Origin of the sequence: Microtetraspora fusca (genome assembly GCF_001570365.1) — a bacterium.
Taxonomy (GTDB): Bacteria; Actinomycetota; Actinomycetes; order Streptosporangiales; family Streptosporangiaceae; genus Microtetraspora; species Microtetraspora fusca.
This window is the reverse complement of the sequence record NZ_BBYK01000081.1, coordinates 1-15,711: the sequence shown is the minus strand read 5'-3', so window position 1 is coordinate 15,711 and position 15,711 is coordinate 1. Positions and strand designations below refer to the sequence as shown.

Here is a 15,711-nt window from a genome sequence, read left to right as displayed (position 1 = left end):
GGGCCGTGAAGGGCGAATGTGCGAGCGTCAGGCGGTGGCGTCCGCGCCGCCGGCCGTTGCGGCGCGGAGATCAGGGTTCCGTCACGGCCGAAGCCGCAGTGGGACTCCCGGCCCTGGTCGCCGTCCTCGGCGCAGCGCTGTGGGCGGTGGCTCTCGTCGGTGCTCACCTGGCGTGTGTGGACGCGGCGCGGGCGGGAGCCAGGGCGCTGGCCCGGGGCGAGCCCGTCGCCGAGGTGCGCGCCGCAGCGGCGCTCTCGGCCCCGCCGGGAGCGGAGATCGTCATCTCGATGGCAGGTGAGATGGCGCGAGTGACGATCTCGGCCCAGGTCCGGCCGACCTGGGGACGGATGCTTCCGCCCGTCCACATCGAGGCGTCGGCCAGCGTCGCCGTCGAACCCGGCGTCCTCGACCTCTCCACCGGCGTGTCCGGCGCGGCCTGGATATCCCGCAGCGCGGCCGATGCAGGGCGAGCGGAGGGGCCGACGGAGGTGGAGACGGCGGTGAAGCAGACGGTGGGCGAAAGGCGCGCGAGAGGTCGGAAGAGCGGTGGGCGGCGAGAGGTGAGCTAGGGGGCACACCGGGGCCGTGGAACGACGGCCCGTGGAACGACGGCCCGTGGAACGGCGGGACACACGGTGGGAAGTGAGGGGGAGGGTGGAGAGGGCGGAGCCGGAGGCGGGCGGGTGCGACGGCGGGGAGGGAGGTCGGAAGGACAGTGGGGCAAGAGGTGAGCTCGGGGGCAGGAGGCGAGGGTGGGCGAGCGGCCAGGTGGGGAGGTCCGGAGCCGGTCGCGCGCGGCGCGGCAGGGGTGGCCGGGCGCGATCAGAAGGAGAGAGGGGCGGCCACGATCTGGATGGTCACGCTCATGGCCGTGGTGTGGATCGTCGCTCTGGTCGTCCTCCAGACGGGCGCGGCGAGGGTGGCACGCCACCGTGCGCAGAGCGCGGCGGATCTCAGCGCTCTGGCGGCGGCCGCACAGGCCCTCTCCGGCCCCCAGAACGCTTGTGGACGCGCCAGAGCGGTGGCGGTGGCCAACGGAGCGCGGATGGACTCCTGCGACCTTTCCGAGGGCGTTGTGAGCGTCACCGCGTCCGTTCCGGTGCCCCGGATCCTGCCCCTGCTCGGCAGCGCCACCGCGACGGCTCGGGCCCGCGCCGGACCCGTAACCACCCCCTGAGCGCCGGGGAAGGCCCGCCCGGGGCGCGTGCCCGAGGGAGGGCCCGCCGGGAGTGCGTGCCGGAGGCCGGCGTGCGGTCAGGGGGTGAGGAGGGTGTCGAGCAGGCGTGCGGTCGGGAGGTGAGGAGGGTGTCGAGCAGGCGTGCGGTCGGGAGGTGAGGAGGGTGTCGAGCAGGCGTGAGGTCAGGGAGGTGAGGAGCATGTTGGCAGGGGTGCGGTCAGGAGGTCAGGAGGATGTCGAGCAGGCGGAGCGCGCCGGCCTTGTCGAGTGGCTCGTTGCCGTTGCCGCACTTGGGGGACTGGATGCACGACGGGCAGCCCTGGTCGCATTCACACGAGGCGATGGCCTCGCGGGTCGCGGAGAGCCAGTCGGCGGCGCGGGCGAAGCCGCGCTCGGCGAAGCCCGCGCCGCCGTCGTGGCCGTCGTAGACGAAGACGGTGAGAAGGCCGGTGTCCTGATGAATCGGGGTGGATACGCCGCCGATGTCCCATCGATCGCATGTGGCGAAAAGGGGGAGCAGGCCGATGGAGGCGTGTTCGGCGGCGTGGGCGGCGCCGCCGAGATCCACCGGCTTGCCCTCTGTGGCCGTCATCAGGGGCGCGAGCGCGGAGTCGGGCAGGGTCCACCAGACCGCCCGCGTGTGCAGGGTCCGGGGCGGCAGGTCGAGCGGCTCCTCGCCGAGGGACTCGCCGGTCTGGGTGCGCCGCTTGATGTACGACACGACCTGCTGGGTCACCTCCACCGAGCCGAAATGCAGCTCGCCCGGGCCGAAGGGGCGCGCCCGGAGCGACTCGACCACCCGGATGTCGGTGACGTCCCGGGCATAGGTGGAGTAGTCGGGCTCGGCGGCCGTGACAAGGGCGACGTCGCCGTCGAGATCGAGCAGGTCCACGACGAACGTCTCCCCCTGATGGAGGTAGACCGCTCCGGGATGGACGGACATGTGGGCGGAGGGCTCGTCCACGGTGCCGAGGAGCCGTCCGGTGTCGGCCTCCACCACCTGGATCGGGGCCCCGCCCGCGCCGCGGATGTCGGCCAGGTCGCAGGCGCGCTCCCGGCTGGTCCAGAACCAGCCGGTGGCGCGCTTGCGCAGCATCCCACGCGCCACGAGGTCGTCCAGGACGTCCGTGGCGGTGGGGCCGAAGATCTCCAGATCCGGCTCGGTCAAGGGGATCTCCGCGGCGGCCGCGCACAGGTGGGGCGCCAGCACGTACGGATTGTCCGGATCGAGGACGATCGCCTCCACCGGGCGGCCGAACAGCGCCTCCGGGTGGTGGACGAGGTAGGTGTCCAGAGGGTCGTCCCGGGCGATGAGCACGGCGAGGGCGTCCTGTCCCGCCCGCCCGGCCCGCCCCGCCTGCTGCCACAGGGAGGCGCGGGTGCCCGGCCACCCCGCGATGAGGACGGCGTCCAGCCCGGACACGTCGACGCCGAGTTCCAGGGCGTTGGTGGTGGCCAGACCCGTCAGCTCTCCGGAGCGCAGCGCTTTCTCCAGATCCCGCCTGTCCTCGGCGAGGAAGCCCGCGCGGTAGGCCGCCACCTGGGCCGGCAGCTCGGGGGAGACCTCCTCCAGATTCCTGCGGGCGGCGAGCGCGATCGTCTCGGCGCCGCGCCGGGACCTGACGAAGGCCAGCGTCCGCACCCCTTCGACGACGAGGTCGGAGAGCAGGTCGGCGGTCTCCGCGGCGGCCGTCCGGCGGATCGGGGCACCGTTCTCGCCCCGCAGGTCGGTCAGGGGCGGCTCCCAGAGGGCGAAGGTCGCGGAACCCCGGGGGGAGGCGTCCGCGGTCACCTCGGCCATTTCCAGGCCCGTCAGCCGGCTTCCGGCGACGGCGGGGTCGCTCGCCGTGGCGGAGGCCAGCAGGAAGGTCGGGCTGGAGCCGTACTTGGCGCAGATCCGGCGCAGCCGGCGCAGGATCTGGGCGACGTGCGAGCCGAAGACGCCGCGGTAGCCGTGGCACTCGTCGACGATCACCAGGCGCAGCCGCCGCCAGAACGAGGACCACCGGGCGTGGCCGGGGAGCATCGACCGGTGCAGCATGTCGGGGTTCGTCAGGACGTAGTTGGCATGCCGCCGCACCCAGAGACGTTCGTCGGCGGGCGTGTCACCGTCGTAGGTGGCCGCCCTCACCTGGGCCAGCGCCAGTGCCCTGATCGCACGGAGCTGGTCGGCGGCCAGCGCCTTGGTGGGGGTGAGGTAGAGCACCGTGCCGCCCTCCACGACGTGGGCGACGGCCGGGAGCTGGTACGCCAGGGACTTTCCCGAGGCGGTGCCAGTGGCAATGATCACGTTTTGGCCACGTCGGACGTGCTCGGCGGTGTCGAGCTGGTGCTGCCAAAGGCCCGATATGCCGTGGTTCTCCAAGCGGCTCACCAGCACGTCAGGGGCCCATTCAGGCCATCTGGCCTGGCCCGCCTGACGTGCTGGAACGTGCTCGACATGGGTGACCCGCCCGCTGCGCGACGGCGCCGAGAGCAGCCGCGCCAGGAGAGGGCCGGTCCGACGTGAAGGTGAGGTAGACGAAGTCACTGGTTTCCACTATGGCATCTGTGGGGAGAGTCGCTCGGAGTCGGGATTTCGTATAGACACGGAGTCATAGCGTGGTTGAATGCCGCGCGTCGGGGTCGTTCTTCTGGGGCTTTCCGAGCTACCAGGATGCACGACCCCATCCGAGGACCTACGCATGCAAGGCGCTGGAGGATCTGTGGATCTGAAGTTGGACCACCATTCCGAGGACAACCTCACCATCGTCGATGTCGAAGGTGAGATCGACGTCTACACCGCGCCCCGACTGCGTGAGCTGCTGATCGACCTGGTCAACAAGGGCAACTTCCACCTCCTTGTGAACATGGAGAAGGTGGACTTCCTCGACTCGACCGGCCTCGGCGTGTTGGTCGGCGGCCTCAAGCGGGTGCGGGCGCACGACGGCTCCCTGGAGCTCGTCTGCACACAGGAGCGCATCCTGAAGATCTTCCGTATCACCGGTCTCACCAAGGTCTTCGGGATCTACGCCTCGGTGGACGAGGCCAAGGAAGCCCACGGCCGAGACAAGTGACGGCCGAGGAGCCAGCATGGCCACCGTCGAGCTGACGTTCAGCGCTCTCCCGGCCCACGTGCGTACGGCACGGCTGGTCGCGACGGCCATCGCCCGGCGCACCGGAGTGTCGGAGGCGCTGCTGGACGAGGTGCGGCTCGCCGTCGGAGAGGCGTGCTCGCGGGCAGTGGAGGCGCATCGCGTCCATTGCCCGGGAGAGCCGATCGTCATCGAGTTGCGCGACGACTCGGGACGCTTCGAGGTGACCGTCACCGACGTCGCCCCGAGCGAGGACCTCCAGCAGCCCGTGATTCCCGCGGACGGCAGTCTCGTGCCCGAGATGCCAGGCCTCGGGATCGCGGTCATCGCGGGCCTGGCCGACGACGTCGAGGTGTCATCCGGAGCCAAGGGCATGCGGATCCGCATGAGCTGGCCCGCGTCGCCCAACGGCGTAGCAGCGGTCTGATTCGAGATCGAGTGCCTCCCTGCAGGGGGCGGCGCTCGATCTTTTTGTGTTGCTCAACGTCCCCGATATACGGTCATCCGAAACACTCGATTCGGTCCGCCGTCATATTGACCGCAAAGGGTCAAGCAACCGGCTTAAGCAGGCAAAGATCACCCTATTGCGAAACGCCGTCGCGATTGGCGGTCGAAAGGGCCTTCATATCCGACGCCCCGCTGCGTAGACTCCCGGCACCGGCCAAGGTATTGCGGATGCAACCGGAAGCGGCACTGCCAACCACCCGGAAGGCGCCGCTCGGCCCGCCGAAACCTTTACAGCAGCGCCGCCCGGGACATACGAGTCGGCGTGGATAGCAGCGCATTTCTTTGTTGTTCGCGCGGACTCCAGAACCCGTCTGGCCGAGGAGGACGGATGTCTGCCTATCTCGCCGCTGACGAAGGCGCAGCGGTATCCCTGAACGGATCCCATCTCACTCTTGTCGTCGTGGTCGCCGCGGTGGCCCTGATCGCTCTCGCCGTCGCGGGCGGTCTCGTCCGCGAGGTGCTCTCAGCGGGGCAGGGCACCGAGCGAATGCAGAACATCGCCCGGGCCGTGCAGCAAGGCGCCGCCGCGTACCTCACGCGGCAGTTCCGTACGCTGGCCCTCTTCGTCGTCATCATTCCTTTCCTACTGTTCCTGCTGCCGTCGTCCTCGACCGGCGTGGCCGTGGGACGGTCCGTTTTCTTCGTGGTGGGCGCGGTGTTCTCCGCGTTGACCGGTTTCACCGGCATGTGGCTCGCCGTACGCGGCAACGTCCGCGTCGCCGCGGCCGCCCGGGGCGCGCAGGCGGGTGGTGAGGGCATCACGCCGGGCGAGAAGGCCGCGATGCGGATCGCCTTCCGCACCGGCGGCGTGGCGGGCATGTTCACGGTGGGCCTCGGCCTTCTCGGCGCGGCGATCGTCGTGCTCATCTACAAGGGCGACGCGCCCAGCGTCCTTGAGGGCTTCGGCTTCGGCGCCGCGCTGCTCGCCATGTTCATGCGTGTCGGCGGCGGCATCTTCACCAAGGCCGCCGACGTCGGCGCCGACCTGGTCGGCAAGGTGGAGCAGGGCATCCCGGAGGACGACCCCCGCAACGCGGCCACCATCGCCGACAACGTGGGCGACAACGTCGGCGACTGCGCCGGCATGGCGGCCGACCTGTTCGAGTCGTACGCGGTCATGCTGGTCGCCAGCCTGATCCTGGGCAAGGCCGCCTTCGGCACCGAGGGCCTGGTGTTCCCGCTGATCGTCCCGATGATCGGCGTCATCACGGCGATCATCGGCATCTTCACCACCGCGCCGCGCTCGGGCGACCGCAACGGGATGGCCGCGATCAACCGCGGCTTCTTCATCTCCGCGGCCATCTCCGCGGTGCTGGTGGCGGTCGCCGCCTTCGTGTACCTGCCCGCGAGCTTCTCCGAGATGAACGGCGTGAGCAAGGAGATCGCGGCTCTGGGCTCCGACCCGCGCCTGATCGCCATCGGTGCCGTGCTGATCGGTCTGGTGCTCGCCAGCGCGATCCAGATCCTCACCGGCTACTTCACCGAGACCAACCGGCGTCCCGTGAGGGAGATCGGGGAGAGCTCGCTGACCGGCCCGGCGACCGTCATCCTGTCCGGCATCTCGGTCGGTCTGGAGTCCGCCGTCTACTCCGCGCTCCTCATCGGCGGCGCCGTCTACGGCGCGTTCCTGCTCGGCTTCGGGAACGTGACCGTGGCGCTGTTCGCGGTCGCGCTCGCCGGCACCGGCCTGCTGACCACGGTCGGCGTGATCGTCTCCATGGACACGTTCGGCCCGGTCTCCGACAACGCCCAGGGCATCGCGGAGATGTCCGGCGACGTCGAGGGTGAGGGCGCCCGCGTGCTCACCTCCCTCGACGCGGTCGGCAACACCACCAAGGCCATCACCAAGGGCATCGCCATCGCGACCGCCGTACTGGCCGCGACGGCGCTGTTCGGGTCCTTCCGTACGGCCGTCGAGGACCAGCTCGCCAAGGCCAGCCAGGGCGTCAAGGAGGCGCTGGGGGCGTTCGCGAACTTCAGCCTCTCGGTCGACTCGCCGAACACACTGGTCGGTCTGGTCGTCGGCGCCGCGGTCGTGTTCCTGTTCTCCGGCCTGGCGATCATGGCCGTCGGCCGGGCGGCCGGACGCGTCGTCTTCGAGGTGCGCGAGCAGTTCCGCACCAAGCCCGGGATCATGGACGGAAGCGAGCAGCCCGACTACGGCCGCGTGGTGGACATCTGCACCCGCGACTCGCTGCGCGAGCTGGCCACGCCCGGCCTGCTCGCCGTCATGACGCCCATCGCCGTCGGCTTCGCCCTCGGGTACGCGCCGCTCGGGGCCTACCTGGCGGGCGCGATCGCCGCCGGCACCCTGATGGCGGTGTTCCTGGCCAACTCCGGCGGCGCCTGGGACAACGCCAAGAAGCTGGTCGAGGACGGCCACCACGGCGGCAAGGGGTCGGAGGCCCACGCGGCGACCGTCATCGGCGACACCGTCGGCGACCCGTTCAAGGACACCGCGGGCCCCGCGATCAACCCGCTGATCAAGGTGATGAACCTGGTGGCGCTGCTGATCGCCCCGGCGGTCGTGGCCTACGCCGACAACGTCGCGCTGCGCGTCGGCGTCACGGTCGTCGCCCTCGCGGTGGTGGTGACCGCGATCGTGGTGTCCAAGCGCCGCTCGGGCAGCATCGCCTCCAACAACGAGGAGCGCGCCCCGGAGATCGTGGCGAGCTGAGACAACCGTCCCCCGAGGGCCTTCCGCGAGCGCGGGGGGCCCTCGGCCTTTTCCGGCACATCTAGACTCAGGAGTCATGGACAAGCCATCCGGCGGGCGTACCCTCCTGCTGATCCTGCTCGGAATGCTGGCGATGTTCGCGGTGATCATCGCGCTCGCCGTCTGGGCGTCCCGATGAACGGCTCCCTGATGAAGACGCTGATCGTCGTACGGCACGCGACGGCCGCGCAGGTGCCCGGCCTGGCCGACCGCGAGCGTCCGCTCACCGACCAGGGGAGGCGTGACGCCCGCCAGGCGGGCGATCTCATCCGGCCGCTGGAACCCGGGCTCGTGCTCTGCTCGCCCTCGGTCCGCACCACGGAGACCGCGGAGCTGCTCGGGATCGACGCGCCGATCGAGATCGAGCGCGACATCTACGAGGCGTACGCCGACGAGCTGCTCGACCTGCTGCGCCGTACCGGACCCGAGGTCGAGACGCTGGTGCTCGTCGGTCACAACCCGGGCGTCCACGAGCTCGTGCTCATGCTCACCGGAGACGGGGACGTGGGTTTTCCCCCCGGGGCGTACGCCGTGATCGGGCTGCACGGCGGCTGGCAGGACCTCGACCCGGGGACCGGCGTTCTTGTCCGGGCGCACCGCCCTTAAACGTTGGGCGGGCCGGGCCGCCCGGGCGCTGAGGGTCGAGGACCCCCGCCTGGCGCTCGGGCTCGGCGTGATCGGCGGCGCCTGCGTGGCCGTCCCGCTGATCGTCGGACTCCTGGTGGGCCATCCCCGCGGAGGCGCGGTGATCAGCACCGGCGCGTGGCTGGTCGCGGTCAGGGGCGCACGCGATCCCGGAGGCATCCGGATGGCGCGGCTCCTCGGCGCCACCTTCGCGCTGGCGGTCGGCACCCTGCTCGGCATCGTGCTGGTCGGCAGGAACGAGTGGCTGCTCGTCCTGGTCACCCCGGCTCTCGCTGCGCTGGGCATAGTGGTGCCGATGGTGGGCCCGACGGCGGCGCTCGCGTTGCTGCTGACCGCGGCCAACCCGCTGCCCGTCGATCCGATCCCGCACCTGGGGCTGATGCTCCTCGGGGGACTGCTGGCCACGGTGCTGCTGCCTTTGCCGTGGCCGTGGCGGGCCACCCGTCCCCTGCCGATCGTCCTGTCGGAGACCGCCGCCTGCCTGTCCGAGCTGGTGGGCGCGGCCGCCGACGTGAGCCTCGACCAGGACGCCTGGGGCGAACGGCGGCGCACGGCCGCGACGGCCCTGGAGAAGGCCGTGAAGGCCTGCGCGCGGCGGCGCTGGCAGCGGCGCTCCCCACAGGCGGAGGCGGTGGTGGCCGCGTTCCGGCGGGTGCTGTACGAGGCGGTGACCCTGCGGGCGCTGTGCACCACGCTCTACCGCCAGCTCCCGGACGTGGACGAGCACGTGGGCGTCTCGTCGCTCACCGCGATGCTCGCCCGGTCGCTGCGCTCGATGTCGCAGGCGCTCGCCCGCCCCGAGACCGGCCTGGAGCTCCCGGCCGGGATCGACGCGTTCAAGGAGCGGGTGGACGCGCTGCGAGGCGAACGGCCGAAGGGCGAGCGCGAGCTGCTGGTCCTCGTGATGCTCCGTCAGGTCGAGAACTGTGCCGAACGGCTGACCGCGGCGGTGGAGAAGGCGGCCGGACCCGCGCTCGAACTGTCGTCGCCGCGGCTGGCCCTGCCGCAGCTCGGCGCGCGGGTCATGCCCGAGGTGCGCTACCGGCTGGCCCTCGACGATCCGGGGTTCCGGCACGCGCTGCGGGTCGCGCTCGGCACGCTGATCGCGATGCTGATCATCGTGTTCGCCAAGCCCGCCTATCCGCACTGGCTCGCGATCACCGTGCTCGTGACGATCCAGCCGACGTACGGCGAGACGATCGCGAAGGCGGGCGGGCGCACGCTCGGGACGGCGATCGGCGGCCTCATCGCGGCCATGGTCCTGCTGGCCGCGCCGCACCACTGGCCGCTGGCGATCCTGATCGCGATCGCGGCGTTCCTGGCGTTCAGCATGGCGGGCGCCCGGTTCGCGTACTGGATCATGTTCCTCAACATGTTCGTGCTCCTGCTCATCGACTTCCAGGTGCCGCAGCGGCCGCAGCTCGCCGGAGCACGCGTGGGGCTGACCTTCCTCGGCGCCGTCATCGCGCTGGCCTGCACCCGCCTGCTGTGGCCGCGCGGCGAGACGGCGCGGCTGGCCGACCGCGTGGCGCGGTTGCTGCGGACGCACGGCGCCGCCTCGCGGACACTGGCCCAGGTGAGCCGGGGCGAGCTGCCGCAGGAGAAAGCCGAGGAGGCCATCAGGAAGGCGTCACGAGCCGCCGAGGCGGTGTCGCGGGCTCTCCGCTACATCGCGCACGAGCCGGGCGTCACGGCGCCGGAGGAGGTCGCGGAGGCGGTGGCGCTCGCGCAGCGGGTCCGCGACGACCTGATCGCGGTCACCTCGGTGCTGCGGGGAGAGCGGGTCGAGGCCGGGCCCGCCCCAGAGATCCTGGATGCCATCGCCGACCGGCTGGAGGACGCCGCCACGGCGGTGGAGGCCCGCGAGCCGTACGAGCCGGGCGGGCAGGTGGAGGCCGCGCTGGCCGACTTCGGCGGCTGGCTGGGCACGCTGGCCGAGCGTCGTCTGGAGGAGCTGGCAGCGGCGCCGGCCGACAAGGCGACCAATGTGCGGCGGACGCTGTTGCAGGCGGCGGCGGTCCGCCACGCGATGCGCTCGCTCAACGTGGAGTCGGCGCGGCTGTGCGAATGCGCCGCCGCCGTGTTCGCCGAGGACGGCGCCGAGACAGCCGGACGCGGCCCCTCGCCGGTCACCGATAAGGTGTGACGACCCCGTCCTCGGCGTCCGCGGCCTCGACCTCCTCGCGCGAGATGCCGAGCAGGTAGAGGATCGAGTCCAGGTACGGCACGTTGACGGCGGTGTCGGCGGCCTGCCGCACGATCGGCTTGGCGTTGAAGGCGATGCCGATGCCCGCCGCGGCGATCATGTCGAGGTCGTTGGCGCCGTCGCCGATCGCGACGGTCTGGCTGATCGGGATGCCCGCCTGCGCGGCGAACCGCTCCAGGGCGCGGGCCTTGCCGGGGCGGTCCACGATCTCGCCCACCAGCCGGCCGGTCAGCCTGCCGTCGACCACCTCCAGCGTGTTGGCCGCGGAGTAGTCGATGCCGAGCTCCTTGACCAGGCTGTCGGTGATCTGCGTGAACCCGCCGCTGACGATCGCGAAGCGGTAGTCGAGGCGCTTCAGCGTACGGACGAGGGTGCGTGCGCCGGGCGTGTAGACGACTTCCTTGACGACCTGCTCGAAGATCTCCTCGGGCAGCCCCTCAAGCAGGGCCACCCGCCGGGTCAGCGACTCGGCGAAGTCGATCTCGCCGCGCATGGCCTCCTCGGTCACCCGGGCGACCTCGTCGAGGCACCCCGCGTGCCTGGCCAGCAGCTCGATCACCTCGGCCTGGATGAGGGTCGAGTCGACGTCCATCACGATGAGCCGCTTGGCCCGCCGATGCAGGCCGGAACGCTGGACGGCCACGTCCACCTGCTGAAGCGCGGCCTCGGCGGCCAGCTCGGCCCGCATGGCCGCCGGGTCGGCCCCGGACACCGCGAGCTCGATGGACGTGACGGGGTAGCTCGACAGCCGCTCGATGCGGTCGATGTTGGCGCCGCACGCGGCGATCCTGCCGCTGATCCCGGCCATGGCGGCCGGGGTGAGCGGAGCGCCGAGCACGGTGACGTGCAGGCGGCCGCGGCGCCGCTTCTCCTTGGAGACGGTGCCGGTGGAGATCTCCAGCTCCATGTCGAGGTCGGAGGCGACCTGCTCGACGGCGGTCCACAGCCCGCCCAGCGTGCCACCGGTGCCGGTCGGCGGCCCGCCCGCGTAGGCGACGAGCACGCCGAGGGTGAGCCGGCCGCGGATGACGACCTGCTCGACGTCCGCGACGGTCACGGGGAACCCGGCCAGCACGGTGAACAGACGCGAGGTGACTCCCGGCCGATCCGGACCGGTGAGTGTGATCAGGAGCGTGCGCTGGTTCATCGCCGCCAACGCTACTTGGCCCCGGTGAATGTTCGCGCATGGGGTTCACCATGCGGACGCCTGACTGCCTCCATCGGGAGGCGCGGCGGTCATTTCGGCATGTCGTGATGGTGGGGAGACAATTTGAGGGAAGGACGCGCGCCCATGACGATCTCTCTCGATACCGGTCGCTACACGGTGGGCATGGCCATGACCCCCGCGGATCTGCAGGCCGCCCAGCGGCTGCGCCACCGCGTGTTCGCCGAGGAGATGGGGGCCAGGCTGGACACGCCGGTCTCCGGCCTCGACGTGGACGGCTTCGACGCCTACTGCGACCACCTGGTCGTCCGCGACGGGCGCGAGGTGGTCGGGACGTACCGGTTGCTGCCGCCGGGCCGGGCGGACCGGCTGTACTCGGACTCGGAGTTCGATCTCGGCGCGCTCGCCGGGATCAGGCGCGAGCTGGTCGAGGTCGGCCGCACCTGCGTCCACCCGGACCACCGCGAGGGCGCGGTCGTCGGGCTGCTCTGGGCGGGGATCGCGCGGTACATGGTCGCGGGCGGCTTCCGGTGGCTCGGCGGTTGCTGCTCGATCCCCCTCGACGACGGGGGCGTGACGGCGGCGCGGATCGCCGCCGGTGTGCCTCTCGGCCCGGAGGAGTACCGGGTCCGGCCGCGCCACGCGTGGCGTCCGACCCGGCGCGTGGGGCCGCAGGCGGAGCCGTCCGGTCGCTTCGTGCCGCCCACGCTGCTGCGCGGCTATCTGCGCCTGGGTGCGTGGGTGTGCGGCGCGCCGGCGCACGACCTGGACTTCGGCACCGCGGACTTCTTCGTGCTCCTGTCCATGGACCGGGTGGACGGGCGCTACCTCCGTCACTTCCTCGGGGGCGGGCGGTGACCGCGACCGCGATGACCTCCGCGCCTCCGCGTACGGCTGCCGCCCCGGTGTCGGGCATGGGGGGCGTCCCGTGGCTGCGGCCGAGCCCGTGCCTCCCCGACGCGTGCGTGGAGCCCCCGGTAGCCGTCGCGGGTCCGGTCCGCCGCGCCCTGCGCCTCACCGGTGCGGCGCTGGTGGTGCTCGCCGGACTCCCGCTCTCCGTCGCCGCCCGCGCGGCGGGTACGACGCGCAGGGGCCGCATGGTGGGGATGTGGGCGCGCACCCTGCTCCGTGCCCTCGGCGTACAGCTGGATGTGCGGACCGGGTTCGCGTTCGTGGCCGGATCGCCCCTGTGCCAGGCGCTGGAGAGCACTGGAGGCGGCGGAGAGGCCAGGCGGACGCCTGAAGCCCGGGACGGCCGGGGAACGCTGGTCGTGGCCAATCATGTCTCGTGGCTGGACCCGCTCGTCGTGGCGGCGGCGGTGCCCGCACGCCCCCTGGCCAAGCGCGAGATCGGCGCGTGGCCGCTGATCCGCACGCTCGCGGCGGGGGCGGGCGCGCTGTTCATCGACAGAGAGCGGCTCTCGGCGCTGCCAGAAGCGGTGGGAAGCGTCGCGGAGGCGCTACGCGCGGGCGACAGCGTCGTCGCGTTCCCCGAGGGGACGACCTGGTGCGGGCGCGGCATGGGGGAGTTCCGTCCCGCGGTGTTCCAGGCGGCGATCGACGCGGCCGCGGCGGTGCGGCCGGTGACTCTGCGCTACCGGGAGGGCGACGCGACGTCCACCCGGGCCTGCTACGTGGGGGAGGACTCGCTCCTCGCGTCCGTGCTCCGCGTGGTGGCCACGCGCCGCCTCGTGGTCGAGGTGACGCGGTTCCCCGAGGTACGGCTCGCAGGGGCCGGGAGACGGCACGCGCAGCGCCTGGCCCTCGCCAGGGTCGCCGAGGCGTACGTGCGGACCGGGATGGCGGACGCGCCGGAGCGCCACGCCGTGGCGCGACGTGAAACGGCCTCTCGGCCCGTACCGGAGCGGCGTCCGAGGGCGGCAGACGCGGTGCTCGGATCGGCGCACCTGGGAAGAGCCTGACAGCGGCGGAAGATCAGTGCGGGGCGGCCGGACGGAGGCGTCCCATCGGGAGGGAGACTGGGCGGAGCCTCCGACCGGCGTTCCGGACATCACCCGGGCGCCCGCGGAAAACACCGCGGGTGGGGGACGACGCCGCGAGGCGCCGTCCCGGAAATCACCCGCGGGCCGGGACGACCCGTGGAAAAGACCTACCTGTGGGAAAGACCTAGCGGACGACCGCGGTCTTGACCTTCTTGGTGTAGATCCAGCCCTTGATGCCGAGCTCCTTCAGGCGCTTCTTGTCGAGGTTCTCGGCGCCGTGCGGGACGTCGAAGTTGATCGCGCCGACCTCGCCCACCTGGGTGCCGCGCGCGGTCTTCTTGAGGCGGAACTGGATGGACAGCCAGTCGCTCTCGTCCACCTCAAGCACGTGCGGGGTCCAGCACCAGAACTCGCTGCCCTCCCAGTCGCACTCGGTGCCCTTGGGACCGTTCCAGTAGAGCTTGTTCTTGGTGTCCACACCCTTGGGCAGGGTGCCGCCGATCCAGTAGTAGTCCGCGTCGTACGGACCGGTGTTGGTCGCGGTGAAGGTGTACTTGACCCAGGCGCCGGGCTTGGCCTTCTTGGTGTACTTGACGTTCGAGATCTTGAAGACGCTGAACGGGTCGCTGGCCGTGGTGGCGGCGGTCGTCGCCGTCGTGGCCCCGGCAGGCGCCGCGGCGAGCAGCGTGGCGCCCGCGAGCGGGGCGACCAGCGCGAGCATGGCGATCTTGGCGATCGGCTGACGCATGTGTTTGTCTCCCGGAGAGGACTAAGGGGGGAAGTAGGAAAAAGGCCCCCCAGTAAACGCTCAGGTTCTACCATCCGGGAGATCACCGGTAAAGATCTTTTTTATGAAAGTTTTACTGCTTCTCGGGTTTAGAGGGGAAATGTCGCGATCTGTCGGATTCTTTGACGCCGGCTAAAGGATGAGGTGCGTGTCGCCGAACTCGTGCCAGAGGTAACCGCCGTCCAGCGCCGCCTGATAGGAGCGCGACAGCAGCTCGCGCCCGGCGATGGCGGACAGCATCATCAGATGGCTGGAGCGCGGCTCGTGCAACCCCGTGATCAACCCGTCCACCGCTCGTACACCTTCGGAGGGGGTCACGATGTGCGACGTCCACCCCTCCGCCGCCTCCACCACACCGGTCCGCGCCGCGCTCTCCAGGGCGCGCACCACAGTGGTGCCCACGGCGACGACCCGTCCGCCGCCCTCGCGCGTCAGGTTCACCAGGCGGGCGGTGGACTCGGGCACCCGGAAGCGCTCGGGATAGGGAGGCTCGTCCTTCTCCGGCGACGCCACGCCGGTGTGCAGCGTGATCGGCGCGACCACGACGCCGCGCGCGACCAGGGCGGTGACCAGCTCGGCGGTGAAGGGTCGGCCCGCGCTCGGCATCTCGGCGCTGCCCGGCGTGACGCCGAACACCGTCTGGTAGTGGTCCAGCGGCCAGTCCCGCTCCACGTACGAATAGCGGATCGGAACGCCGTGTTTGCGCAGGTAGTCCGGCACATCGCGGTCCAGTTCCGCCCGCCACAGACGGGGCGTCTCCCGGCACAGCAGCCGCAGCGTGGCCTGCCCGGGCAGGGGAAGCCACTCTCCCGGCGACCCGCCCGCGTAGGGCGCGGTCCCGCGCTCCGTGCGACTGCGCAGCTCGACCAGCAATTCCCCGCCGGGCAGCTCGCCGGAGAAGTGCACCGCCAGGCGGTCGAGCCGCACCGCCGCCGCCACGGTCGCCGAGTTGTTCACCAGGAGGAGGTCGCCCGGCGCGAGGATCGCCGGCAGCTCCCGGAACGTCCGATGCGCGATCTCCCCGGTGTCCTTGCGCGACACGAGCATCCGTACGCCGTCCCGCCCGAGGCCGCGCGCCTCCGGCGGCTCGTGCGCCTCCAGTACGGCGGGCAGCGTGAAGTCGACGGCCGGGCTCATTCCAGCGTGTCCCTCGTGAACCGGCCGCTGGCCGGGCGGGCGGCGACGAGGCGCAGCAGCGCGGGTGCGACGGTCTCCGGCTCGGGGGCGGCGGCCGCCTCCTCGGCGCCGACCGCGTCGGCGAGCATCCGCGTGCGCATCTCACCGGGATCGACCCACCAGACCGCGACGCCCGGTTCCTCGGCGGCCAGCACGTTCGAGATCTGGTCGAGCGCGGCCTTCGTCGCGCCGTAGCCGCCCCAGCCCTCGTACGGCTCGACGGCCGCGTCGGAGGAGATGTTCAGCACCGCTCCACCCGACCCGCGGAGGGCGGGCAGCGTGGCCTGGATCAGCGCGAGCGGCCCCCGCGCGCGA

Annotated in this window: 14 protein-coding genes; 9 read left to right on the top strand and 5 right to left on the bottom strand. The window is 71.7% G+C overall.

The window, feature by feature from the left end; translation table 11 throughout:
• The first annotated feature begins 98 nt into the window (after positions 1-98).
• The gene (locus tag AWQ68_RS44040; protein ID WP_066950398.1) at positions 99-569 is read left to right on the top strand and encodes a TadE family type IV pilus minor pilin; all 471 of its coding nucleotides are present in this window, start codon (positions 99-101) and stop codon (positions 567-569) included.
• A gap of 239 nt (positions 570-808) precedes the next feature.
• Complete coding sequence (locus AWQ68_RS36995) at positions 809-1,177, top strand: Rv3654c family TadE-like protein (protein ID WP_218007211.1); 369 nt, start codon at positions 809-811, stop codon at positions 1,175-1,177.
• 217 nt (positions 1,178-1,394) lie between these two features.
• Here the strand turns inward: AWQ68_RS36995 and sftH are convergent, their stop codons facing one another.
• Positions 1,395-3,707, bottom strand: coding sequence for a DEAD/DEAH box helicase (sftH, locus tag AWQ68_RS36990; RefSeq protein ID WP_084464824.1), 2,313 nt, complete (start codon positions 3,705-3,707; stop codon positions 1,395-1,397).
• A 175-nt stretch (positions 3,708-3,882) separates the two neighbouring features.
• Between sftH and AWQ68_RS36985 the strand changes: the two genes are divergently transcribed.
• The 5 genes from AWQ68_RS36985 to AWQ68_RS36965 all read left to right on the top strand — a co-directional run bounded on the left by AWQ68_RS36985 (position 3,883) and on the right by AWQ68_RS36965 (position 10,265).
• Positions 3,883-4,233: an STAS domain-containing protein gene (locus AWQ68_RS36985; protein WP_061253913.1), complete on the top strand. Its 351-nt coding sequence runs from the start codon at positions 3,883-3,885 to the stop codon at positions 4,231-4,233.
• A 16-nt stretch (positions 4,234-4,249) separates the two neighbouring features.
• Positions 4,250-4,678 carry an ATP-binding protein gene (locus AWQ68_RS36980; protein WP_066950395.1) on the top strand — a complete coding sequence of 143 codons (429 nt, stop codon included), beginning with the start codon at positions 4,250-4,252 and terminating at the stop codon, positions 4,676-4,678.
• A gap of 408 nt (positions 4,679-5,086) precedes the next feature.
• Entirely contained in the window at positions 5,087-7,435 is a 2,349-nt protein-coding gene (locus AWQ68_RS36975; protein ID WP_066950392.1) for a sodium-translocating pyrophosphatase, read from the top strand.
• Positions 7,436-7,609: 174 nt separating this feature from the next.
• Positions 7,610-8,080, top strand: coding sequence for a SixA phosphatase family protein (locus AWQ68_RS36970; RefSeq protein WP_066950389.1), 471 nt, complete (start codon positions 7,610-7,612; stop codon positions 8,078-8,080).
• Positions 8,058-10,265: an FUSC family protein gene (locus tag AWQ68_RS36965; RefSeq protein ID WP_066950387.1), complete on the top strand. Its 2,208-nt coding sequence runs from the start codon at positions 8,058-8,060 to the stop codon at positions 10,263-10,265. Before AWQ68_RS36970 ends, AWQ68_RS36965 begins: the two co-directional genes overlap by 23 nt.
• Here AWQ68_RS36965 and serB read toward each other — a convergent pair.
• Complete coding sequence (serB, locus tag AWQ68_RS36960; protein WP_066950384.1) at positions 10,249-11,472, bottom strand: phosphoserine phosphatase SerB; 1,224 nt, start codon at positions 11,470-11,472, stop codon at positions 10,249-10,251. The genes AWQ68_RS36965 and serB overlap by 17 nt on opposite strands.
• A 144-nt stretch (positions 11,473-11,616) precedes the next feature.
• Here serB and AWQ68_RS36955 point away from each other — a divergent pair, with 144 nt between their 5' ends.
• Both AWQ68_RS36955 and AWQ68_RS36950 read left to right on the top strand, forming a co-directional pair.
• Positions 11,617-12,348 (top strand): GNAT family N-acetyltransferase, encoded by a 732-nt coding sequence (locus AWQ68_RS36955; protein WP_066950380.1) that lies wholly within the window; start codon positions 11,617-11,619, stop codon positions 12,346-12,348.
• Entirely contained in the window at positions 12,345-13,412 is a 1,068-nt protein-coding gene (locus AWQ68_RS36950) for a lysophospholipid acyltransferase family protein (protein ID WP_157546357.1), read from the top strand. Before AWQ68_RS36955 ends, AWQ68_RS36950 begins: the two co-directional genes overlap by 4 nt.
• Before the next feature lie 205 nt (positions 13,413-13,617).
• On the opposite strand, the gene AWQ68_RS36945 is transcribed toward AWQ68_RS36950, so the two are convergent.
• The 3 genes from AWQ68_RS36945 to AWQ68_RS36935 all read right to left on the bottom strand — a co-directional run.
• Positions 13,618-14,181 carry a DUF11 domain-containing protein gene (locus AWQ68_RS36945; protein WP_066950376.1) on the bottom strand — a complete coding sequence of 188 codons (564 nt, stop codon included), beginning with the start codon at positions 14,179-14,181 and terminating at the stop codon, positions 13,618-13,620.
• A 171-nt stretch (positions 14,182-14,352) separates the two neighbouring features.
• The gene (locus AWQ68_RS36940) at positions 14,353-15,357 is read right to left on the bottom strand and encodes an S-adenosylmethionine:tRNA ribosyltransferase-isomerase (RefSeq protein WP_066950374.1); all 1,005 of its coding nucleotides are present in this window, start codon (positions 15,355-15,357) and stop codon (positions 14,353-14,355) included.
• The coding region (locus AWQ68_RS36935) for an SDR family NAD(P)-dependent oxidoreductase (protein WP_157546354.1) at positions 15,354-15,711 on the bottom strand (358 nt) is incomplete at its 5' end. The genes AWQ68_RS36935 and AWQ68_RS36940, both read right to left, overlap by 4 nt.

Coding starts and splice junctions, on each gene's coding strand:
- AWQ68_RS36980 (WP_066950395.1), top strand. CDS start 4,250: ATGGCCACCGTCGAGCTGACGTTCAGCGCTCTCCCGGCCCACGTGCGT.
- AWQ68_RS36975 (WP_066950392.1), top strand. CDS start 5,087: ATGTCTGCCTATCTCGCCGCTGACGAAGGCGCAGCGGTATCCCTGAAC.
- AWQ68_RS36970 (WP_066950389.1), top strand. CDS start 7,610: ATGAACGGCTCCCTGATGAAGACGCTGATCGTCGTACGGCACGCGACG.
- serB (WP_066950384.1), bottom strand. CDS start 11,472: ATGAACCAGCGCACGCTCCTGATCACACTCACCGGTCCGGATCGGCCG.
- AWQ68_RS36955 (WP_066950380.1), top strand. CDS start 11,617: ATGACGATCTCTCTCGATACCGGTCGCTACACGGTGGGCATGGCCATG.
- AWQ68_RS36945 (WP_066950376.1), bottom strand. CDS start 14,181: ATGCGTCAGCCGATCGCCAAGATCGCCATGCTCGCGCTGGTCGCCCCG.
- AWQ68_RS36940 (WP_066950374.1), bottom strand. CDS start 15,357: ATGAGCCCGGCCGTCGACTTCACGCTGCCCGCCGTACTGGAGGCGCAC.